21 protein-coding genes and 2 pseudogenes are annotated in these 21,953 nt (G+C 70.8%); 15 read left to right on the top strand and 8 right to left on the bottom strand.

Translation table 11 applies throughout. The annotated features are described in order from the left end of the window. Positions 1-80: 80 nt before the first annotated feature. On the bottom strand, positions 81-1,067 hold the full coding sequence (locus O7632_RS21130; RefSeq protein ID WP_278116675.1) for an aldo/keto reductase: 987 nt from the start codon (positions 1,065-1,067) through the stop codon (positions 81-83). A 123-nt stretch (positions 1,068-1,190) separates the two neighbouring features. On the opposite strand from O7632_RS21130, the gene O7632_RS21125 reads away from it, so the two are divergent. After that, entirely contained in the window at positions 1,191-2,243 is a 1,053-nt protein-coding gene (locus O7632_RS21125) for an adenosine deaminase (RefSeq protein WP_278120259.1), read from the top strand. Here the strand turns inward: O7632_RS21125 and O7632_RS21120 are convergent. The 4 genes and pseudogenes from O7632_RS21120 to O7632_RS21105 form a co-directional block, all read right to left on the bottom strand. Further along, positions 2,197-2,538 (bottom strand): hypothetical protein, encoded by a 342-nt coding sequence (locus O7632_RS21120; protein WP_278116674.1) that lies wholly within the window; start codon positions 2,536-2,538, stop codon positions 2,197-2,199. The genes O7632_RS21125 and O7632_RS21120 overlap by 47 nt on opposite strands. Before the next feature lie 445 nt (positions 2,539-2,983). After that, positions 2,984-4,327 (bottom strand): annotated as a pseudogene (locus O7632_RS21115) (HAMP domain-containing sensor histidine kinase); the annotation flags it as partial. Positions 4,328-4,356: 29 nt separating this feature from the next. Then, a complete protein-coding gene (locus O7632_RS21110; RefSeq protein ID WP_278116672.1) occupies positions 4,357-5,046 on the bottom strand; it encodes a response regulator transcription factor in 690 nt (229 codons plus the stop codon). 46 nt (positions 5,047-5,092) lie between these two features. After that, a complete protein-coding gene (locus tag O7632_RS21105; protein WP_278116671.1) occupies positions 5,093-6,235 on the bottom strand; it encodes a class I SAM-dependent methyltransferase in 1,143 nt (380 codons plus the stop codon). Positions 6,236-6,377: 142 nt separating this feature from the next. Between O7632_RS21105 and thrS the strand changes: the two genes are divergently transcribed. Next, positions 6,378-8,384, top strand: coding sequence for a threonine--tRNA ligase (thrS, locus tag O7632_RS21100; RefSeq protein WP_278116670.1), 2,007 nt, complete (start codon positions 6,378-6,380; stop codon positions 8,382-8,384). Between the two features lie 191 nt (positions 8,385-8,575). Beyond that, positions 8,576-9,064, top strand: a complete 489-nt coding sequence (locus tag O7632_RS21095; RefSeq protein WP_278120257.1) for an HIT domain-containing protein — start codon at positions 8,576-8,578, stop codon at positions 9,062-9,064. 82 nt (positions 9,065-9,146) lie between these two features. Here O7632_RS21095 and O7632_RS21090 read toward each other — a convergent pair. Further along, a pseudogene (locus O7632_RS21090) lies at positions 9,147-10,920 on the bottom strand (elongation factor G). Between the two features lie 295 nt (positions 10,921-11,215). Here O7632_RS21090 and pgsA point away from each other — a divergent pair. The 7 genes from pgsA (at position 11,216) to O7632_RS21055 (ending at position 17,060) form a co-directional block, all read left to right on the top strand. Next, the gene (gene pgsA / locus O7632_RS21085; protein WP_278116669.1) at positions 11,216-11,863 is read left to right on the top strand and encodes a phosphatidylinositol phosphate synthase; all 648 of its coding nucleotides are present in this window, start codon (positions 11,216-11,218) and stop codon (positions 11,861-11,863) included. Then, complete coding sequence (locus O7632_RS21080) at positions 11,860-12,801, top strand: phosphatidylinositol mannoside acyltransferase (RefSeq protein ID WP_278116668.1); 942 nt, start codon at positions 11,860-11,862, stop codon at positions 12,799-12,801. The genes pgsA and O7632_RS21080 overlap by 4 nt, the downstream gene beginning before the upstream one ends. An 11-nt stretch (positions 12,802-12,812) precedes the next feature. After that, positions 12,813-13,973 carry a glycosyltransferase family 4 protein gene (locus tag O7632_RS21075; protein ID WP_278116667.1) on the top strand — a complete coding sequence of 387 codons (1,161 nt, stop codon included), beginning with the start codon at positions 12,813-12,815 and terminating at the stop codon, positions 13,971-13,973. Positions 13,974-14,016: 43 nt separating this feature from the next. Continuing rightward, positions 14,017-14,571 (top strand): hypothetical protein, encoded by a 555-nt coding sequence (locus O7632_RS21070; protein WP_278116666.1) that lies wholly within the window; start codon positions 14,017-14,019, stop codon positions 14,569-14,571. A 114-nt stretch (positions 14,572-14,685) separates the two neighbouring features. Further along, positions 14,686-15,648, top strand: coding sequence for a pyridoxal 5'-phosphate synthase lyase subunit PdxS (gene pdxS, locus O7632_RS21065; RefSeq protein WP_278116665.1), 963 nt, complete (start codon positions 14,686-14,688; stop codon positions 15,646-15,648). 35 nt (positions 15,649-15,683) lie between these two features. Further along, entirely contained in the window at positions 15,684-16,280 is a 597-nt protein-coding gene (gene pdxT, locus O7632_RS21060; RefSeq protein ID WP_278120256.1) for a pyridoxal 5'-phosphate synthase glutaminase subunit PdxT, read from the top strand. 30 nt (positions 16,281-16,310) lie between these two features. Beyond that, a complete protein-coding gene (locus O7632_RS21055) occupies positions 16,311-17,060 on the top strand; it encodes a YebC/PmpR family DNA-binding transcriptional regulator (RefSeq protein ID WP_278116664.1) in 750 nt (249 codons plus the stop codon). 500 nt (positions 17,061-17,560) lie between these two features. Here O7632_RS21055 and O7632_RS21050 read toward each other — a convergent pair whose 3' ends face one another. Both O7632_RS21050 and O7632_RS21045 read right to left on the bottom strand, forming a co-directional pair. Further along, the gene (locus O7632_RS21050; RefSeq protein WP_278116663.1) at positions 17,561-17,746 is read right to left on the bottom strand and encodes a DUF397 domain-containing protein; all 186 of its coding nucleotides are present in this window, start codon (positions 17,744-17,746) and stop codon (positions 17,561-17,563) included. After that, positions 17,737-18,522 carry a helix-turn-helix transcriptional regulator gene (locus O7632_RS21045; protein ID WP_278116662.1) on the bottom strand — a complete coding sequence of 262 codons (786 nt, stop codon included), beginning with the start codon at positions 18,520-18,522 and terminating at the stop codon, positions 17,737-17,739. Before O7632_RS21045 ends, O7632_RS21050 begins: the two co-directional genes overlap by 10 nt. A 404-nt stretch (positions 18,523-18,926) precedes the next feature. Here O7632_RS21045 and O7632_RS21040 point away from each other — a divergent pair, with 404 nt between their 5' ends. The 5 genes from O7632_RS21040 to O7632_RS21020 all read left to right on the top strand — a co-directional run bounded on the left by O7632_RS21040 (position 18,927) and on the right by O7632_RS21020 (position 21,943). Continuing rightward, complete coding sequence (locus O7632_RS21040) at positions 18,927-19,532, top strand: hypothetical protein (RefSeq protein ID WP_278116661.1); 606 nt, start codon at positions 18,927-18,929, stop codon at positions 19,530-19,532. Continuing rightward, positions 19,529-19,774, top strand: coding sequence for a hypothetical protein (locus O7632_RS21035; protein WP_278116660.1), 246 nt, complete (start codon positions 19,529-19,531; stop codon positions 19,772-19,774). Before O7632_RS21040 ends, O7632_RS21035 begins: the two co-directional genes overlap by 4 nt. 81 nt (positions 19,775-19,855) lie before the next feature. Further along, complete coding sequence (locus O7632_RS21030) at positions 19,856-20,107, top strand: hypothetical protein (protein ID WP_278116659.1); 252 nt, start codon at positions 19,856-19,858, stop codon at positions 20,105-20,107. Next, positions 20,104-20,523 carry a hypothetical protein gene (locus O7632_RS21025; protein ID WP_278116658.1) on the top strand — a complete coding sequence of 140 codons (420 nt, stop codon included), beginning with the start codon at positions 20,104-20,106 and terminating at the stop codon, positions 20,521-20,523. Before O7632_RS21030 ends, O7632_RS21025 begins: the two co-directional genes overlap by 4 nt. A gap of 541 nt (positions 20,524-21,064) precedes the next feature. Further along, a complete protein-coding gene (locus O7632_RS21020; protein WP_278116657.1) occupies positions 21,065-21,943 on the top strand; it encodes a hypothetical protein in 879 nt (292 codons plus the stop codon). Positions 21,944-21,953 lie beyond the last annotated feature (10 nt).

The following is a 21,953-nucleotide window of genomic DNA, read 5'->3' as shown; positions in this document are numbered from 1 at the left end:
CACCCTGGCCGGGATGCGAGGCTCTTGGCTGTACCGGACGCTTGGCTGTACCGGACGCTCGTGGCCGTGCCGGACGGCGGTCACCAGCGGTGGTGGACCTGCGGGCGGATCAGTTCGTCGTAGACGGCGGCCACCGCCCGATGGGTCTCCTCGTCCAACGGGGCGAGCTCACCGGCCGTCGCGTTGTCCCGCGCCTGCTGCGGATTGCGCGCACCGGGAATGGCCACGGTGACCCCGGGCTGGTCCAGCAGCCACCGCAGCGCGAACTGCGCCATGGTCACCTGCTCGCCGACCAGCGGCGCGAGGCGGCGGACGGCGGCCAGCCCGATGGCGAAGTCCACCCCGGAGAAGGTTTCGCCGACGTCGAACGCGGTCCCTTCACGGTTGAACGTGCGATGGTCGTCGTCGGCGAACCGGGTCTGTTCGTCGTAGCGGCCGGAGAGCAGTCCGCTGGCCAGCGGCACCCGCGCGATGATCCCCACGCCGGCGGCCCGCGCGGCCGGCAGGACCCGTTCGAGCGGCTTGAGACGGAACGCGTTGAGGATGATCTGCACGCTGGCCACGGTCGGCCGGGCGATCGCCGCCAACGCCTCGTCGACGGTTTCCACGCTCACCCCGTACGCGGCGATCCGTTTCTCGGCGACCAGGGTGTCCAGTGCGTCGTAGACCCCGTCGGTGTGCAGGACCTCGGTCGGCGGGCAGTGCAGCTGGACCAGGTCCAGGGTGTCCATGCCCAGGTTGGTACGCGACCGGTCGGTCCAGGCCCGGAAGTTGTCCAGCACGTACGCGTCGGCCCGCTGGGCGACCCGGCGGCCCATCTTGGTGGCCACGAACAGGTCGGCCCCGGCCGGCCGGTTCCGCAGGAAACGACCGATGATCCGCTCACTGCGGCCGTCGCCGTACACGTCGGCGGTGTCCAGGAAGGTGGTGCCCGCCTCGACGGCGGCGGTCAGCGTGGCCAGCGCGTCGTCCTCGCTGACCGTTCCCCAGTCCGCGCCGAGCTGCCAGGCCCCGAGGCCGACGGCTCCCACGGTGCGGCCGAGCCGCACAAACGTTCGCTTGTCCACCGGCTGAGCCTAGACGACCGGCCGGCGAGCCCGTCCGGCCGGCCGGAGAACCCGGACGACCGCCCGGACGGTACGCTCGGCGCTGCCCGTCGCGCGAGGAGGCTGAGCAGTCAGGTGACCGAGTTGCCAGTGCCATCGGGTCCGTCGCCGGACCTGTCGGCGTTCATCGCCGGTCTGCCCAAGGTCGAGTTGCACGTGCACCACGTCGGTTCGGCCTCGCCCCGGATCGTCGCCGAACTCGCGCAGCGACACGAGGGGCACAGCCCGGTGCCCACGGATCCCGCCGCCCTGGCCGACTACTTCGTCTTCCGGGACTTCGCCCACTTCATCGAGATCTATCTGAGTGTGGTCGATGTGATCCGGGACGACGAGGACGTCTGGACGCTCACCTACGAGGTGGCCCGTGAACTCGCCGGGCAGCAGGTCCGCTACGCCGAGCTCACGGTGACGCCGTACTCGCACGTGCGTCGGGGGATCGCCGCCCCGGCGTTCTGCGCGGCGATCGAGGACGCCCGCCAGCGGGCCCGGGCCGACTTCGGGGTGGAGCTGCGCTGGTGCTTCGACATCCCGGGTGAGGCGGGTCTGCCGGCGGCCGAGGAGACCCTGCGGATCTGTCTGGAGGAGGCACCGGACGGTCTGCTCAGCTTCGGTCTGGGTGGCCCGGAGATCGGGGTTCCCCGGCCGCAGTTCAAGCCGTACTTCGACCAGGCGCGGGCGGCCGGGTTGCACTCGGTGCCGCACGCGGGCGAGACCACCGGTCCGGAGACGATCTGGGACGCGGTACGGGAGTTGCGCGCCGAGCGGATCGGGCACGGCACGTCCTGCCTGCGGGACCCGAAGCTGGTCGAGCTGTTGGCGCAGCGGCGGATCCCGCTGGAGGTGTGCCCGACGTCCAACCTGCGTACCGGTGCCGTCCCGACGTTGGCCGCCCACCCGCTGCCCGACATGGTCGCCGCCGGTCTGCTGGTGACGATCAACTCCGACGATCCGCCGATGTTCGGCACCACCCTCAACCGGGAGTACGCCGTGGCGGCGTCCCTGCTCGACGGTGGTCCGCCGGTGCTGGCGGAGTTGGCGCGTAACGCGGTGACCGCGTCGTTCCTGCCCCGACCGGCGCAGGCGGCGCTGCTCAGCGAGATCGACGGTTACCTGGCGACGGCGACGGCGACCAGCTGATCCGGGTGCCCCGGGCGATCAGCAGCGCGACGACCACCGTCGCGACGAGCCCCGCCGTGCCGGCCGACGCCGGACCGGTACCGGGGTGTTCGCTCCAGCGGCCGTCGTCGAGCGCGTAGCCGGGGTCCTGCCAGCAGGCGAGGACCGCGATCACCAGCGCGCCGACGACCGCCGTCCACCGCAACAACCGGCGGCCGGACAGCACCGGTGCGTCGTCGGCGTCGGTGAGTGTCGAGTCGGTCTCTTGTCCGCCCCGCCGGGTCCCGGTCGGGGAGTTCCGTAGCGGCGCTGACACGTCGACCTGCCTCACTGCCGAGGGTGGGCGCGCGGCGGGACAGGGAGTTGGGGGACCGAGCCCCGCCGCGCGTGGGCGTCCCCTGGACCGGTGGTTCGGGACGGAACTGCGGGTGATGGTCCAAGGAACAGGTTGGGTTCGCAGCAGATGGTGCCATCCGTGGGCCGCCGACTGGAACGCCGTTAATCCAGACCTAAGGAAGACTTGCGTTTGGGGTGGGCGTGCGGGTCGTCGTTCGGCTCACCTGATCGAGGGCAGTCTCGACGGGTACACCGACTCAGTCGCGCGGCGATCGGTGCCGGAAGCGCGGCGGGTCGGCGTCCCGTTCCGCGCGGTCGGCCGGTTCCCGGTCCCGTCCGCTGCCACCGGCGCGGTCGCGGCCCCGGTCCTTGTCTCGGTCCCGGTCCTTGTCGCGGCCCCGGTCCCGGTTGCGGTCCTTGTCGCGTTCGCGGGCCAACCGGCCGACCAGGCCGAACCGGCTCACCGGCCGGGGTGGAGCGGCCTCCGCGTCGGCGAGCAGCATCACGACGCTGGCACCGCCGAGTCGGGCCCGGTCCAGGCTCACCGAGCCGTTGGCCTGCAACGCGACCCGTTTGGCGATGTCCAGTCCGAGTCCGGTGGAGCCCTGGTCGCTGGCGCCCCGGCGCAGCGCCCGGTCAGGGTTGGCGATGCCCGGTCCGGCGTCGTCGACCCGGATCGCCACGTACCCGTCCCGCCGGGAGACCGCCACCTCGAACGCGGTCCCCTGTGGGGTGTAGCGGAAGACGTTGCCGAGGACGGCGTCGAGGGCGGCCGCCAGCTCCGCGCGGGGGACCGGGACGGGTGTCCGCAGCTGGGCACCGATCACGTTGTAGGGCCGGTTCTGGTCGCCGGCCAGCGCCGACCAGAAGACCATCCGGTCCCGGACCACCTCGCTGACGTCGCAGCTGCCCGGACCGGTCTCCTGGATGACCGTCTTGCGGGTGGTGTTGATCAGCACGTCGATCTCACCTTCGAGGGTGACGATCGCCTGCCGGATGCGGCGGATCGTGCGCCGACGGTCCAGTTCGGCTTCGCTGAACGAGCCGACGCTGGTGTCGTCGGAGTCGAGCGCGTCGGCGTCGAGACGCAGGACGGTCAGCGGTGTCCGCAGCCGGTGTGACAGGTCCGCGACGAGTTCACGTTCGTCGGTACGGGAGACCACCAGCCGGTCGGCCATCCGGTTGAATGCGTATCCGGCCTCGGCGAGTTCCCGGGGACCGCTGGGCTGGATGCGCACGCCCAGGTCGCCGTCGCCGACCGCCAGCGCCGCTTTGACCAGCCCTTGGGTCGACGCGACCGCGCGGGCCGCGATCCGGTCCACGACGATCACGGACATGACCACCAGCCCGGCCGCGATCGCGATGAGCAGCGCCCAGGTGCCGGCCGCGCCCCGGTTGAGTTCGGCGTCAGGTACGAACACCTCGATCGCGGTCACGGTGTCGCCGACGGTCACCGGTTCCAGTCGCAGCACTCCACCGTCGGCGGCCACCACCACCGGGCTGTCCGATCCCGTGGCGCTGGCGAGGTCCTCGGGGGTGGCCCGTGCGGTGCCGCCGAGGTCGAGCCCGTGCACCACGGGTTGACGTGCCGGATCCTCGCCGAGGCTGTCGACCGCTCGCCGTACCGTCGCCGGGTCGTTGCTGATGGCGAGCGCGCCGCTGATCACCGCGGCCCGGCGCGCCGCGTCGGCCAGGGCCTGTTCGCGGGTTTCCTGCTGCAGCTGCAGGCCGAGCGGGATGAGGAAGACCAAGGCGATGATCGACGTCATGCCGGCTCCGAGGTAGGCCAGGGCCAACCTCAGTCCGGTACCACCAACCGGAAGCCGACCCCCCGCACGGTGCGCAGGTAGCGCGGTTTCGCTGCGGACTCGCCCATTTTGCGACGAAGCCAATACAGATGTACGTCGATGGTCTGATCCTCGCCGACTGACGGCTGCCGCCATACCTCCTCCAACAGCTCCCGGCGGGACACTACCCGCCCAGGACGGGCGGCCAGATAGGCCAGCAGGTCGAACTCCTTGCGGGTCAGCGCCAGCGACTCGCCGTCCAGGGTGGCACTGCGTTCCCCGACGTCGACCCGCAGCCCGCCCACCTCGTGCACCGCCGGAGCCACCGAGCGGCTGGCCCGGCCGGCCCGGCGCAGCACGGTGGTGATCCGCGCGTCCAGGTGCGCCCCGGTGAACGGCTTGACCATGTAGTCGTCCGCCCCGGCGCGCAGCAGCCGGACGATCGCCTGTTCGTCGTCGCGCGCGGTAGCGATGATGATCGGTACGTCGGTGATGCCGCGCAGCATCCGCAGCGCGTCCGCTCCGTCGAGATCCGGCAGGCCCAGATCGAGTACGACCAGGTCAGGGGTTTCCGCGGCGACCCGCCGCAGCGCGTCCAAGGCGGTACCGACCGCATGGACCGCGTGCCCGCGATCGGCCAGCGAGCGCAACATGGCGCCGCGCACCACGTGGTCGTCCTCGACCAGAAGCACCGTAGCCACCTCACGACCGTACTGCCCCTGGCAAGTCGGCCGCCCCACGGCCGGTTCAGGACAGCCGCAACACCCAGCGGTACGCCTGCACCAGCCCGGTGTCGAAGCCCGCCGCCGATCCCCACAGGAAGATCCGGAACCGCCGGTACATCGGCTCGCCCCACCGCCCGACGATGTCGTCGCGGGACGCGTCCAGCCGCCGCGCCCACTCCCGGCAGGTCAGGTAGTAGTTGTGCCGGTCGTCGGCGATGCTCAGCAGCTCGAACGGCGACCGCGCGACGTGCCGCAGATACTGGTGCAACAGCAACGGAGCCGACCGGCCGGGATAGATGTAGCGCTTCATGAACGCCGACGCCATGTGCTTGCGGCGCATCGCGAGCGCGTCCAGATAGACATGCCCGCCCGGCTTGAGTAGCTCGGCGTACTTGCGCAGGGTCCGCCGGTAATCGGGCAGATGCTCGGTGACGCCCATGTTGACGATCGCGTCGTAGCGGTGGTTGTCGGTAAAGGCGAACAAATGCTGGCGGACCACCCGCACATCGAGGCCTTCCCGCTCGAACAGCCCGGTCAGGTAACGCTCCGACTCCCGCGACAGCGTCGTCGTGGTCACCTCGACGCCGCGCCGGGCCGCGTGCTCGGCGAAGGCCCCCCAGCCGCCGCCGACCTCCAGCACCCGGTCGCCCGGCTTGACACCGATCGCTTCCAACGCCAGGTCCATCTTGCGGCTCATCGCGTCTTCGAGCGGTTCGTCGTCGGAGACGAACACCCCTTCGGTGTAGCAGCGGTGCCGGGTGTCCAGGAAGGTGAGGAAGAACTCGGACTCCTCGTCGTAGTGATGCGAGATCGCCCGACGGTCGTCCTCCCGGCGTCCCCGCACCATGCCGGTGACCAGCCCGGAGAACCGGGCCACCGGGTGGAAGTCGGTGAAGAACGCCCGCATCCGCAGCGCCGCCGACAGGTCGCCCTCGACGTCCAGCCACCCCTGCAGGTACGCGGCGGCGACCGCGAACTGGTCCAGCGCGGCCAGCGCCCGATCGCCCCGCCGGTCCCGTACGACGATGCTGAACTCGGGCTCACCCGGCCCGAAACGGTGTTCCGCGCCGGTCGCGTCCCGTACCGCGAACGGCACCGGTGACCGGTGCGTGAAGAATGAGTCGTAACGGCGCCGCAGGGCGCCGACCATGTCGGTGGGTGCCACCGCGTCAATCTATCGCCCGGGACGCGTCCCCGTCAGGCGTAGAAACAGGGACCGATAGCATCGGAGCCGACCAGCCGTCGCGTCGGTGCGTGACCGTACCGATCCGTACCAATCCGTCACCACAAGCCACAAGGAGCCCGTCGTGTCCGCAAGCGCAGCCCTGACCCCAGCCGAACCCGTCGCGGTCCCGGCCGGGACGACGGCCGCCGACGCGATCGCGGCCGCCGGGCTACCCACCACCGGGCCCAAGGCGATCGTGGTGGTCCGCGACGCCGACGGCACCCTGCGCGACCTCGACTGGACGCCGGACGCCGACGCGGCCGTCGAACCGGTCGCGATCGACTCACCCGACGGGCTCAACGTGCTGCGTCACTCCACCGCGCACGTGCTCGCCCAGGCGGTGCAGGACCTGTTCCCGGAAGCCAAACTGGGCATCGGCCCGCCGATCACCAACGGCTTCTACTACGACTTCGACGTGGCCAAGCCGTTCCAGCCCGAGGACCTCGACAAGCTGGAAAAGCGGATGCAGGAAATCGTCAAGGCCGGCCAGCGGTTCCGCCGCCGCCGGTTCCCGGACCTCGACGCCGCCCGCGCCGAACTCGCCGACGAGCCGTACAAGCTGGAGCTGGTCGACGTCAAAGGTGCCGCCGACTTCGACGCCAGCGAGGTGATGGAGGTCGGCGGCGGCGAGCTGACCAGCTACGACAACCTCGACCCCGAATCCGGCAAGACCTGCTGGTCGGACCTGTGCCGCGGCCCGCACCTGCCGTCGACCCGGCTGATCGGCGCGTTCAAGCTGATGCGCAGCGCGGCCGCGTACTGGCGCGGTTCGGAGCGCAACCCGCAACTGCAGCGGATCTACGGCACCGCCTGGCCGACCCGCGACGCCCTCAAGGCGTACCTGAAGCTGCTCGACGAGGCCGCCCGCCGCGACCACCGCAAGCTCGGCGCGGACCTCGACCTGTTCAGCTTCCCCGACGAGATCGGCTCCGGGTTGGCGGTGTTCCACCCCAAGGGCGGCATCATCCGCCGGGAGCTGGAGGACTACTCGCGCCGGCGGCACGAACAGTCCGGGTACGAGTTCGTCTACACCCCGCACATCAGCAAGTCGCACCTGTTCGAAACCTCCGGCCACCTGCCGTACTACTCCGACACGATGTTCCCGCCGGCCGAAATGGAAGGCGCCCAGTACTACCTCAAGGCGATGAACTGCCCGATGCACAACCTGATCTTCAGGTCGCGCGGGCGGTCCTACCGGGAGTTGCCGCTGCGGCTGTTCGAGTTCGGCACCGTCTACCGGTACGAGAAGTCCGGCGTCGTGCACGGGCTGACCCGGGTGCGCGGGCTGACCATGGACGACTCGCACATCTACTGCACCAAGGAGCAGATGCCCGGCGAGCTGCGCTCGCTGCTGGCCTTCGTGCTCGACCTGCTGCGCGACTATGGGCTGGAGGACTTCTACCTGGAGCTGTCCACCCGCGACGACTCGGACAAGTTCATCGGTGACCCGGCCGAGTGGGAAGAGGCCACCGAGACCCTGCGGCAGGCCGCCGTCGACTCCGGCCTGGAGCTGGTGCCCGACCCGGGCGGCGCGGCGTTCTACGGCCCGAAGATCTCGGTGCAGGCCCGCGACGCCATCGGCCGCACCTGGCAGATGTCGACCATCCAGCTCGACTTCAACCAGCCGCGTCGGTTCGGGTTGGAGTACCAGGCCGCCGACGGCACCCGGCAGCAGCCGATGATGATCCACCGGGCGTTGTTCGGCTCGATCGAACGGTTCTTCGGCATCCTCACCGAGCACTACGCCGGGGCGTTCCCGGCCTGGCTGGCACCGGTGCAGGTGGTCGGCATCCCGATCCGGGGCGAGCACGGCGACTACCTGGCCGAGTTCGTGGCCATGCTGCGGGCCGAGGGCATTCGAGCCGAGGTCGACTTCTCCGACGACCGGATGCAGAAGAAGATCCGCACCGCCCAGCAGCAGAAGGTGCCGTTCATGGCGATCGCCGGCGACGCGGACGTCGCCGCCGGTACGGTCTCCTTCCGTTACCGCGACGGTTCCCAGCGCAACGGAATGCCGGTGGCCGAGGCGGTGGCGCACGTGGTCGACATCGTCCGTTCGCGGACCAACACCAACCCGAGCGCGGCCTGAGCCGCTCGGCCCTGCCGTGGCCGACGGCACACCATCCTCTGGCGTGCCGAGGTCAGGGCCGGGTCGGGCGTCGTGACCACGGCGGCCCGTAGGATCATGGAACAACGGGCGTGAGGGGGCGTGACGGCGTGACGGGGCAGCCAGGGCCGGGCGGGCCGGACGGGTTGGAACGGCTCTGGACACCGCACCGGATGTCGTACGTCACCGGCGAGGACCGCCCCGACGGCGGCTACGACCAGCCGGCCGGGTGCCCCTTCTGCCGGGCTCCCGGCCGACCGACCGAGCAGAGCCTGGTGGTGGCCCGGGGCGAACGGGTGTTCGCCGTGCTCAACCTCTACCCGTACAACCCCGGTCACCTGTTGATCTGCCCGTACCGGCATGTCGCGGACTACCCGGACCTGGACCGGGCGGAGACCGTCGAACTGGCCGCCTTCACGCAGACCGCGATGCGGATGATCCGGCAGGTCAGCAACGCGCACGGATTCAATCTCGGGATGAACCAGGGTTCGGTCGCCGGCGCGGGGATCGCCGCCCACCTGCATCAGCACGTCGTACCGAGGTGGGGTGGCGACGCCAACTTCATGGCGGTGGTCGGGCAGACCAAGGTTCTGCCGCAACTGCTCGCCGACACCCGGGACCTGTTCGCCGCCGCCTGGCCAGCGGCGGAAAAGCCCGTCTGACCCGCTGCCGGCTGACCTACCTCCGGCGGACCAGCCCGTCTGACCGACCGACACCTGGTCGGTCAGCCTCGTCCCACCACGGTCACCGGGCGGTGATCTCCGCCGCCAACTGCGCCGGGACCCGTTCGTACCGGGCGAACGCCCGCCGGAACGTGCCTGCCCCGGACGTCATCGAACGCAGCTCCACCGCGTACCGCAGCAGTTCACGGGCCGGCACCTCGGCGCGGATCACCGACCGTTCCCCGGCGTCGCCGTCCGCCTCGGTGCCGAGCACCCGTCCCCGCCGACCGGACAGGTCACCGAGCACGGCCCCCACGGGCGGGTGCCGTGAACGTCTCGCGCAGCGGCACCCGTACCGGTTCGGTGTCCACCTCGACCCCGCCGGCGCGCAGCCGGTCGAGGACGACGTCGGCGTGCGCCTCACCCATGCACCAGAGCACCAGCTGCCGGGTTTCGGCGTTGCGTTCCAGCCGCAGCGTCGGATCCCCGGCCACCAGCCGACCCAGGTTGCGGGCCATCGCGTCCTCGTCGGCCCGGGTCCGGGTCACCACGGCGACCGGCAGCAGCGGCTCCGGCATGTCCCACGGCGCGATCAGCAGCGGATCGGCCGGGGCCGAGATGGTGTCACCGGTCTCCGCGCCACCCGACTTGGTGACCACGCAGATGTCGCCGGCCACGCAGAGCGGCACCTCCCGCAGCCGCGCCCCGAGCGGGCTGTAGAGGTGCCCGACCCGTTCGTCACTGTCGTGGTCCGGGTGGCCCCGGTCGCCGAGGCCGTGCCCGGCGACGTGCATGGTGGCCTCCGGGCGCAGCGTGCCGGAGAAGACCCGCACCAGCGACACCCGCCCGACGTGGCGGTCCACTGTGGTACGGACGACCTCGGCGACCAGCGGCCCGGCCGGATCGCAGCTCAGCGGCGGACGCGGGGTGCCGTCCAGCTCCGTCACCGCCGGCAGATCATGCTCGGCCGGCGCGGGAAACGCCGAGGTCAGCAGCCGCAGCAGCGCGTCCAGACCCACCCCGGTACGGGCACACACCGGCACCACCGGGTAGAAGTGACCCCGGGCGACCGCCGTTTCCAGGTCGTCGACCAGGACCTTCACCTCGAGCTGCGCCCCGGCCAGGTAGCGGTCGAGCAGGGTCTCGTCCTCGCTTTCGGCGATGATGCCCTCGATCAGTTCGTCGCGGGCCTCCGTGATCGCCGGCAGGTGCTGCGGATCGGGATCCCGCACCACCGGCGGGTAGCCGGCCGAATAGTCCAGTACCTGCCGGGCTATCAGGTCCATCAGGCCGACGGTGCCGACGCCGTCGTCGTCGAGCATCGGCAGGTGCAGCGGCAGCACGTTGTCGCCGAAGACCCGCTGGCACAGGGCGAGAGTCTCGTCGACGTCGGCGCGGGGGTGGTCCAGCCGGGTGACGGCCACCGCCCGGGGCATGCCGACGGCGGCGCACTCCTCCCACAGGGCGGCGGTGGCCGCGTCCATCCCGTCGGCGGCGCAGACCACGAACAGCGCGGCGTCGCCCGCGCGCAGCCCGGCCCGCAACTCGCCGACGAAGTCGGCGTAACCCGGCGTGTCCAGCAGGTTGACCTTGATCCCGGCGTGGAACAGCGGCGCGCAGGCCAGCGCCACCGAACGCTGCTGCCGGATCGCGGCCGGATCGTGGTCACAGACGGTGGTCCCGTCCGGGACGCTGCCGGCCCGGGCGATGGTGCCGGACGCGGCCAGCAGGGCCTCGATCAACGCGGTCTTGCCGGCACCGGAATGCCCGACCACGACCACGTTGCGGACCTGTTCGGGTTCGGTCACCACCGGGACGGTCCCGGTGAACCCCTGGTCATGGCTTTTCTGCGCCATCGTTGCGCACCTCCTGGCTACACCTGCTGCGTGGGGTGACCACGGGCCGGGCGGACCAGTGGTCGGTCGCGGACCGCGGTGGGTGACCTCGGGGTGATTCCGCCGCGACATCTTCGGCCGGGTGGCCACCCGTCGGTAACGTGAGACGGGCACGGGTGAGCTCGCTCACGTTCACGTGTCGATCCCACACCCGCGACGCGCCGTACACAAGTCCGGCGCGCGAGGTGACCGTCGTCGGCTCGCGTGCACGGCCACCGTGCCGACCGTTTCCGCCGACCGTTATCGTGGGACCGCCATGGCGAAGATCTTCAGAGTGTCCATCCGTGCGGGCATCACCCGGGTCACCGAGCCGGTGGCCCGTACGCTGCTCAGCGTCGGTGTCTCGCCCAACGCGGTCACGGTCGCCGGCACCATCGGCGTACTGGTCGGCGCGATCGGCTTCGGGGCTCGTGGGCATCTGATCACCGGCCTGGTGATCGTCACCCTCAGCGCACTCACCGACGTGCTCGACGGCACGATGGCCCGGTTGCGGGGCGGCCCGAGCACCTTCGGCGCGTTCCTCGATTCGAGCATGGACCGCGTCGCCGACGGCGCCATCTTCGGCTCCGTCGCCTACTGGCTGGCCGTCAGCGGCAACCGCCCCGGAGCGGTCGCGGCGTTGATCTGCCTGATCGCCGGGGGCGTGGTGTCGTACGTGAAGGCGCGGGCCGAAGGCCTCGGCATGACCTGCAACGTGGGGATCGCCGAACGCGCCGAACGACTGATCCTGGTCGGCATCGGCGGCCTGCTCAGCGGCCTCGGCCTCAGCTGGGGGCTGCCGGCGGCGCTGTGGTTGCTGGCCGTCCTGTCGGTGATCACCGTCTGGCAGCGGATCGCGCACGTGCACCAGCAGGCCAGCCAGGCCGCCCGCGAGCAGCAGACGACGCAGGGCGTGCAGGCGTGACCCCGGTCGAGCTCGGCTACGCGGCGGCGTGGCGGCTGGTCCGTACGCTGCCCCGGCCGGCGGCGGCGGCGCTGTTCCGCGCCGGTGCCGACCGGGCGCACCGCCGCGACGGCCCGGCGGTACGGCGACTGGCCGGCAACCTGCGCCGGGTCGTCGGCCCGGACCTGCCGGCGGCCGAGTTCGACCTGCTGCTGCGGGACGCGGTGCGCTCGTACGCCCGCTACTGGATGGAGATGTTCCGGCTGCCGTCGCTGAGCCGGGCGCAGCGGCTGGCAGCCTTCCATTTGGCCGGGGAGGACCTGCTCGGCGCGGACGTCGCCGCCGGTCGGGGCGCGGTGGTGGCGCTGCCGCACGCCGGCAACTGGGACGCCGCCGGTGCCTGGGTGGCCGCGAAGGGCTGGCCGTTGACGACCGTCGCCGAACGGCTGCGTCCGGAAGGCGTCTACGAACGGTTCGTCGCCGTCCGGCAACGCCTCGGCATGGAGATCATCCCGGCGGTCGGCGGGCAACGGCCTCCGTTCGATGTCCTGGTGGACCGGCTCGGCAAGGGCCACGTCGTGCCGCTGCTGGCCGACCGGGACCTGTCCGCCCGGGGGGTCGAGGTGAGCTTCTTCGGCGGCCGCACCCGGATGCCGCCCGGCCCGGCGCTGCTGGCGTTGCGCACCGGTGCCCCGCTCTACGTGACGACCATGTGGTTCGAACCCGACGCCGCGCACGGCGCGCTGGAAGGGCCCCTGCCGTTGCCGGATCCCGCGTCCGGTCCACTGGACGTACGGGTCCGGCTGCTCACCCAGCAGATCGCCGACCGGCTCGCGGCCGGCATCGCCCGCCACCCGCAGGACTGGCACATGATGCAGCGGCTCTGGCTGTCCGACCGCCCGGCGAGCGACGCTGAAGGTTCGACAACGACGACGGCTCCCGCTTCCGGACCGGGATGAGGGGAGGCGCTGTGCGGATCGGCATCGCGTGCCCGTACTCCTTCGACGTACCTGGAGGGGTGCAGAACCACGTCGTCGATCTCGCCGAAGCGCTGATCAGTCTCGGTCACGAGGTGAGTGTGCTCGCGCCGGCCGACGAGGACGCCGCACTACCGCCGTACGTCGTCGCGGCCGGCCGGTCGGTGCCGGTGCCCTACAACGGGTCGGTGGCCCGGGTCAGCTTCGGCCCGGTGGTCACCACCCGGGTCCGGCGCTGGCTCAACAAGGGCGACTTCGACGTGCTGCACGTGCACGAACCGTTCGCGCTCAGCGTCGGCCTGCTGGCCGTCCTCTGCGCCCGGGGACCGGTGGTGGCCACCTTCCACACCGCGATGACCCGGTCCCGGGCGCTCGCCGCCGCGCAGGGCGTCCTGCAACTGGTCCTGGAGAAGATCACCGCCCGGATCGCGGTGTCGGCGCTGGCCCGCAAGGTCCAGGTCGAACACCTCGACGGCGGCGCGGTGGAGATCCCGAACGGGGTCGCGGTGGCCAAGTTCGCCACCGCCGAACCGCTGCCCGGCTGGCCCGGTCAGTGTCGACCCGGGTACGGCGGCACCCTGGGCTTCCTCGGCCGGTTCACCGAGTCCCGCAAAGGCTTCGACCTGCTGCGGCAGGCGTTCGTGCCGCTCGCGGCGCAGCGGCCGGGGCTGCGGCTGCTGGTCGCCGGCCCCGGCCGGCCGGCCGACCTGTACGCCGGCATCCCGCCCGAGCTCCACGACCGGGTGACCTTTCTCGGACTCGTCTCCGAGCAGGACAAGGCCCGGATGCTGCGCAGCGTCGACCTGTACGTGGCCCCCAACATCGGCGGCGAGTCGTTCGGGATGATCCTCACCGAGGCGATGGCCGCCGGCGCGGCGGTGGTCGCCAGCGACCTGGACGCATTCCGCCGGGTCCTCGACGACGGCCGGGCCGGGCAGCTCTTCCCGACCGGCGACGTGGCCGCGCTCCGTGACACCCTGGCCGACCTGCTCGACGACGAACCGCGCCGGGCCGCGCTCGCCGCCCACGCCCGGCAGGCGGTGGCGGCCTTCGACTGGCCGGCGGTGGCCCGCCGGGTGCTGGAGGTCTACGCGGCGGCGATCGAAGCCACCGACGGGCGGGTTCTCTACCAGGAGTGGGTAGAGCCACGGTGATCGGGTCCACGGCCGGGTAGCCGGCCGCACTACGATGCCGGGAATGTGGTGGGTGGTCGGCGTGAGCCTGGTGGTCGTCGTGGTGTCGACGTACCTCACCTGGACCGCGTCGCGGGTCGACCGCCTGCACGTACGGGTGGCGGCGGCCGCCCGCGCCCTTGACGCCCACCTGCTGCGCCGGGCCGCCGCGGCGGCGGTGCTCGCCGAGGAGCGGTACGCCGTCGAGCTGTACGCGGCCGCCCGGATCGCCCTCGACGCGACCACCCCGGAGGAACGCGAGGCGGCGGAGAACGACCTGACCCGGCAGCTGCGGGCCACCACGCTGACCGCCGCCGACCCGGCCACCGAGGCGGTGGTGGTGGCCAGCCGACGGCTGGTGCTGGCCCGACAGGTGCACACCGATCTGGTCCGCGACGCCCTGTTGGCGCGGCGGCGTCCACTGGTGCGACTGATGCGGTTCGGACGGCGGCACGACGAACCCCGCTACTTCGAGATCGACGACCCGACGCTGGTCCGGGATCCGGACGTACCGGTCTCGCCGTCCGGCTCCCCATCCGGCTCCCCGTCCGGCTCGCCGTCCGCCTCCCCGTCTGGGTGAGCCGGACCACACAGCAGTCCACCGGGTTGTCGATTGGCTGTCGGTGGCCGGTGGCGGCCGGCGTAGCATCGGGCCGTCCACTGAGCGCGTCGTTGACGAGGGAGCCGATCCGTCGTGTCCGAGACCACTGAGCAGGCCACCAGCACCCCGGCCCGGGCCGGCACCGGAGCCGCATCCACCTCCGCGTCGCCCACCGGCGTCACCGGCACCGCCCGCGTCAAGCGCGGCATGGCCGAGATGCTCAAGGGCGGCGTGATCATGGATGTGGTCACCGCCGAGCAGGCGAAGATCGCCGAGGACGCCGGCGCGGTGGCCGTGATGGCCCTGGAGCGGGTCCCGGCCGACATCCGCGCCCAGGGCGGCGTGTCCCGGATGAGCGACCCCGACATGATCGAGAGCATCATCGAGGCGGTCTCGATCCCGGTGATGGCCAAGGCCCGGATCGGGCACTTCGTCGAAGCCCAGGTGCTGCAGGCGCTCGGCGTCGACTACGTCGACGAGTCCGAGGTGCTGACCCCGGCCGACTTCGCCAACCACATCGACAAGTGGGCGTTCACCGTGCCGTTCGTCTGCGGCGCGACCAACCTGGGTGAGGCGCTGCGCCGGATCACCGAAGGCGCGGCCATGATCCGCTCCAAGGGTGAGGCCGGCACCGGCGACGTCTCCAACGCCACCACCCACATGCGGCGCATCGGTGCCGAGATCCGCCGGCTGACCTCGATGTCCGCCGACGAGCTCTACGTCGCGGCCAAGGAGCTGCAGGCCCCGTACGACCTGGTCAAGGAGATCGCCGAGACCGGCAAGCTGCCGGTGGTGCTCTTCACCGCCGGTGGCATCGCCACCCCGGCGGACGCGGCGATGATGATGCAGCTCGGCGCCGAGGGTGTTTTCGTCGGCTCCGGCATCTTCAAGGCCGGCAACCCGGCGCAGCGGGCCGCCGCGATCGTCAAGGCCACCACGTTCTACGACGACCCGGACGTCATCGCCAAGGTGTCCCGTGGCCTGGGTGAGGCGATGGTCGGCATCAACGTCGACGACATCCCGGTGCCGCACCGGCTCGCCGAGCGCGGCTGGTGAGCGCCGGGCAGCCGACCCCGGCGGTACGGCCGGCGGTGCGGGTCGGCGTACTCGCGCTGCAGGGCGACGTCCGCGAACACCTGCGGGCGCTGACCGAGTGCGGGGCCACCGCCCGGACGGTCCGGCGGCCCACCGAACTCGACGAGGTCGACGCGCTGGTGGTGCCCGGCGGCGAGTCGACGACGATCAGCAAGCTGTCGGTCGAGTTCGGGCTGTTCGAGCCGATCCGCAAGCGGATCGCCGACGGCATGCCGGTGTACGGCTCCTGCGCGGGCATGATCATGCTGGCCGACGAGATCCTGGACGGCCGACCGGACCAGGTTTCCTTCGCCGGCATCTCGATGGCGGTCCGGCGCAACGCCTTCGGCCGACAGGTCGACTCGTTCGAAGGACCCGTGGTCGTCGACGGCATCGACGGGCCACCTTTTCACGCGGTTTTCATCCGCGCGCCATGGGTGGAACGGGTCGGTGCCGACGTCGAGGTGCTGGGCCGCGTGGCGGCCGGTGACGCCAAGGGTAGGATTGTCGCGGTTCGGCAGGGCAATCTGCTCGCCACGGCCTTCCACCCAGAGCTGACCGGCGACCGGCGCGTGCACCGGTTCTTCGTGGAGATGGCTGGCGCGGCAGGCTGACCCCTCAGGCGGGAAGCGACGGAGGTACACATGTCCGGCCACTCCAAATGGGCGACGACCAAGCACAAGAAGGCCGTCATCGACGCCAAGCGCGGCAAGATGTTCGCCAAGCTGATCAAGAACGTCGAGGTCGCCGCGCGGACCGGGGGTGGCGATCCGGCCGGCAATCCCACCCTGTACGACGCGATCCAGAAGGCCAAGAAGAGCTCCGTACCCAACGACAACATCGACCGCGCGGTCAAGCGCGGCTCCGGCCTGGAGGCCGGCGGCGCCGACTGGCAGACGATCATGTACGAGGGGTACGGGCCGAACGGCGTCGCGCTGCTGGTCGAGTGCCTGACCGACAACCGCAACCGGGCCGCCACCGAGGTACGGACCGCACTGACCCGCAACGGCGGGTCGCTCGCCGACGCCGGCTCGGTCTCCTACCTGTTCTCCCGCAAAGGTGTGGTGATCGTCCCGAAGGGTGACCACTCCGAGGACGACGTCATGATGGCGGTCCTCGACGCCGGGGCCGAGGAGATCAACGACCTGGGCGAGGCGTTCGAGGTGGTCAGCGAGCCCGGTGACCTGGTGGCCGTACGGACCGCCCTGGTCGACTCCGGCATCGACTACGAGTCGGCCGAGTCGTCGCTGGTGCCGAGCGTGAACGTCCCGCTCGACGAGGAAGGCGCGCGGCGGATCTTCAAGCTGATCGACGTGCTGGAAGACTGCGACGACGTGCAGAACGTCTACGCCAACTTTGACGTCTCAGACGAAATCATGGCCGCCGTCGGCTGACCGTCAGGCGAACTGATCAGCCCAACTTTCGCGTCCACCAGTTGGCTCGATTCCTGGTGATCCGGTCTCCGGGTCGGGTGCCGTGCATGCCGCACGGTCGGGTGCGTACTCCCTTCGGCCCGCATGTCGCGAGGTTTCTGATCTTGTTCCCTCTCCATCCTCGCGGCCGCTCGGTTCAGCGCGTGTCGCGTCGTCGGCCACGTGTCGGCGCGTGGACCTGTCGCGAATACTCACCATGGTCAAGATCAATGTGAGCGCTATCGTCGTTATGGCGCGGCTTTGAGAACGATGACGCTCACATTGATCTTGGACCGGGAACCGGCAGCATCAGGGTGAGGGGTAACGCACGTCAAGGCTCCGAGAGGTGTCTGCGCTCAGAGGCGTCGTGACGGACCTCTCGCGGAGGAGCCAGACGGAGGAGCCCCGGACCCGGCGATGAGAGACGGGGTCCGAGGCTCCGTGGTCCGTACGTGAACCGCTCGGCGGGTTCCGGTGCGGGCTCAGCCGCGTACCTTGGTCATCTCAACGAAGCTTGACCACGACGACGGGGCGAACGCCAACGTACCGCCGTCGCGGTTCTTGGTGTCCCGGACGTAGACGTGGCCGGGCAGGTTGTCGGCAACCTCGACACAGTTACCGCTGTCGGACCTGGTGCTCTTGCGCCAACGCGCCTCGGTCAGCTCCATGTCTCGGTCGCCTCCATGATCATCTCCTCGGACTGCCGTGCGTTCAGAGCGTACCCCCGGATTGCTTCCCAATCCTCTTCCAGCGCCTCGGTGGCATCCGTGGCCTCAACCAACCGCCCTTCCTGGTGGCCTTCGAGGAAGCCGACCGTCCGGCCGTCGACGGTCGCCAGCACCATCGGCCCGAGCATCCCGGGGTAACCCCCGGTGGCGAACGGCACGATGTGCACCTGCACGTTCTGTCGCTGGTTGGCGTCGGCGATCGCCTTGAGCTGGTCGCGCATCACCTCCGGCCCACCCACCGATCGGCGCAACACCATTTCATCGAGCACCACCACCAGCCGGCAGGCGTTGGTGGCGCGAGTGACGATTTCCTGGCGGTCCAGTCGGGCGGCCAGGGTCGGCTCAAGATCCTCCGGCTTGGTGTTGAGCGCCTGCAACAGAGCGCGAGCGTATGCCTCAGTTTGCAGCAGGCCGGGCATCATCATCGGCTGGAAGATCCGCAGTAGCCTCGCCCGGCTCTCGTACTCGACGAACGGGCGATACCACACCGGGGTCCACTCGCCACGGATGAATTCACGATAGAACTTCATGAACGCGGTCCCGTACGCCCGGTCCACCGCCCCGAGGTAGTCCGGGAGTGCCGGACGTTCGCCGCGCTCCACCGCGCCGACATGCGACGCCGAGAAGTGGATGCGCTCGCCCCAGGACTCCTGGGTCAGTCCCAGTAGATCGCGGATGCGGCGTAGGTCCTCTAGCAGATATTCGCTCGCAGACATAGACGTTCACGTCCCCCAATTTCACTACGGCATGCCACACCACTCTGTATGGACCTACCCGGAGGCACCCACTGCGACCTGTAGCCACGTGACCGCCCACGGATGCTCTCAGTATTTCGTCGAGAGGGGTCGTCAGTCCAGAGTGAAGTGACCCCGGGGTTGGGAGCGCTCACTCCTCGCGCCACGGCACCAACCCTCGGGGTCCCAGACAGACCGACCTCACCGAGGGGGACAGCGTGCGTAATGACGATGGTTTCGGAAACGCGAATGGATCGCGGGTTGTGCGTAACCTGGCTGCGGCCCGGCGGGGACGGCTTCCGATTCGTAACCCCGGTCATTACGACACGACGGCAGGTGTGTGGCGGCTGGCTCGGAACGTGCCGCCGCCTCGGCCGGCGTCCCTGGTGGCGAATCGGGCCGTGGCGCTGGTCAATCAGCACATGCCGGTACGTGCCACGGTGGAGTGTCGAAGCTGCGGCACTCCCGCCTTCTGTGAGCGGTTCCGGCGGGCGTTCGCCGTACTGCAGCGGGTCGACCCGGGGCGGGCGAAGCGGGTCCGCGCTGTTCTGGCGTACGCCGGGTTGTGGCCGGTCGGGGCGTCGGAGCCGCCGGTCGCCGCCTACCGGCCGGTGCGGCTGCGCCCCGGTGACGTGGTCGATGTCCGGGCGGCAGATCACCTGGACGGGCTGCGCCCGGTGCGGCTGACGGTGGCCGAGATCGGCCCGGACGTGCCGTGGCAGTCCTGGATCATCGTGATGGGGCCGGAGATTAGCGACGATCCGGAGCGCTCCGGCACGCTGGTGATGGTGCGCCCGTACAAGGACGCGCTTGTACGTCCGGGTGTGCTGACCCGGAAGGTGCCGACGTGCGCCTACTGCCGTACGTCGTCGGCCGTGTTGATCATCGAGTGCCGTACGGATGGCGACGTGCCCGCGTGCCGGGAATGCGAATCGGCCACCAACAAGGGCTGCCCGACTCGGTCGATCGATCCCGACCAGGATGTCGAATGAGCGACCGCGCTCACCCGCGCCTCCCGGCCGCCGGTGACGTGGTGCTGCTGAACCGTGCGGCCAGTGTCCAGTTCGCCGCGCGACCGATCCGTTTCCGGGTCATCCGCCGCGACGAGCGGCAGACCTACCACGGGTGGTGCTGGCTCGACGGCTACGAGTTGGACGCGGCCGGCGACGCGGTCGAGCGCCGGGAGGTGTTCGTCCAACTCGCCGGCCTCCGGCGGTTGACCCCGAGGCGGTGAAGACGATCGGCTGCCGTCGATCGGGGGCAGAAATCTTCGTTGGTGGCACCGGCGGTGCCACCACGGGAGTATGCTCGGGCCATGACCGCGAAACGCTCGATCAGCGTCCCTGACGACGTCGCCCAGTGGCTCGACGGCCAGCCCAACGTATCTGCCGCCATCACCGCTGCCGTGCGCGCTCAGATGGCCGGCACCCACCTCGACGAGGTGCTGCGTCGCGCCGGCATCGAGGTCACCGACGCGGGTAAGGCGCGCTGGCGTGACCGCCTGGCGGCACCCATCCCTGATGAAGCCCTCGCCGAGGGACGGCGCATGCTCGACGAGGCCGCGTGAGCGCCGGCCAGGTCGCTGTGGTCCTGGACGCCTCCGCGCTCGCCGCGTTCATCGACGGGCAGGTCTCCGTCGGTGAGCTGATCGCCGAGGTCGCGGACGAAGGCCGTACGGTCGGCGTACCGGCGGCCTGCCTCGCCGCCGCCTACGCCGCGACCAGCAGCGAGGTGAGCAGCGCCCTGCTCACGCTTTTGACCACCACGCCGACGATCACCGTGTTACCGCTCGGGGCTGAGGCCGGCAACGACGACGCCCGCCAAGCCGGCGTTCTGGCACGTGCCGCAGACGGCGACATCGCACTCGGCCACGCGGCCCATAGCGCTATCGCTCACCAAGCGCACCTTGCCACCGCCGACCCAAAGGCGGCCGCCGCCGTCCTGCCCGCAGGCTGGAGCATCCTCGACCTCGGCGAACCATAAGTGACCAGGTATCCCGGAATCGATCACGAACCTTCGTGCCGATAGATCGGCGTGACCGGGATCAACGACGGGCCGGTCAGGTCAGATGTCGTCGGCCGGCCAGGTTCCTGCGCGCACCATGTTCCGACGGCGCTGATTCTCCGCTCGCTGCTCAGCGGTCAGTCGCGGCAACGCGCCCCTGACCCGGTCACGGCCGGTGTCGGTGGCGATGCGCCGGCCTCGGACCTGTCACGAAAGCCGCCATTGCCAAGATCAATGTGAGCGCTATTGTCGTCAAAGCCGCGTCCTGACGACAATAGCGCTCACATTGATCTTGGATCGGGTATCAGTGGCGTCGATGCGGGCACGCACCTCGGGCCGCCTCGGTTCAGGGGTCGTCGCCGCCGCGCTAGCGCGAGCCGTTCCCGATCCGCCACGCGGTCCGCCGGTAGCGCGGACCGCACGTGGCGCAGGTCGACGACACTCCGGTTGCCTGCATCCGGATCGGTGCCCAGCGGCGAACTCTCAGCGACAGGCAGGACGGCGCTGAGGGATGGGTGGCGTGCAGGCGGAACACACGTCGGTCGGCACATGGCGGACGCTGGCCCGGATCCGGGGCGCGGCCGAGGACCTCGACACGTATCGGGTGGCCGGGCTGATCTCCGATCGGATCGCCAGCGACGGCGTACTGCCGACCTGGCAGCGGATCTGCCTGCCGCTGCTCGCGCGGATCCCGGTCGGTCCGGACCTGGAGATCGCCGCCGAACACGTCCTGTCCGAAGGCATCCGGATCGGCCTCGACCACGCCGTCCGGGGATCCGACCGCCGACTGAGATCCAGCGGCGTCCTGCTCGCCGCCGCCGAACGGGAACAGCACTGCCTGGGCCTGCACGCCGTCGCCGCCGGCCTACGCGAACGGGGCTACGACTGCCTGCTGCTGGGCGCGGCCCTGCCGTGGACGGCGTTGGCCGACGCCGTACACCGGTGGCGGCCCCGGGTGGCGATCGTGTGGGCGCAGACCACTTCACCGCGCGTACCCAGCCGGCCGCCCGGCTCGGCCGCGACCACCCTGCGGTCCGGTTCGGCCTCGCCGGGCCGGGCTGGCCGCAGCGGGCACCGGCGCGGGCCACCCTGCTCACCTCACTGCCCGACGCCCTGCGAATGGCGCTGCCCGGCGACTGACCGGCACCGCCTCCCCGGCACCGCCTCCCCGGCACCGCCTCGCCCGTCGCCGGCTCGCCCGTCGTCGATCGGAGCAGAGCCGTCGTCGGCGGACGGCCGACCGAGTAATTGCTCCGGATCGCCCTGGGCTCACTACGTCGTCGTATCCGGGTTTGACAATCTCCCCTACGGTCGCGGGAAGTCTAAGATCACCTGGGCTGCCAGCTGGCTTCCCGCTGGCGGGATTCGAGTCGGCGGCCCTGCCGCAACCGAGCCGTAGATGAGGACAC

This window comes from Solwaraspora sp. WMMD406 (assembly GCF_029626025.1).
Lineage (GTDB): Bacteria > Actinomycetota > Actinomycetes > Mycobacteriales > Micromonosporaceae > Micromonospora_E.
This window is presented reverse-complemented; position numbering and strand designations above follow the sequence as displayed.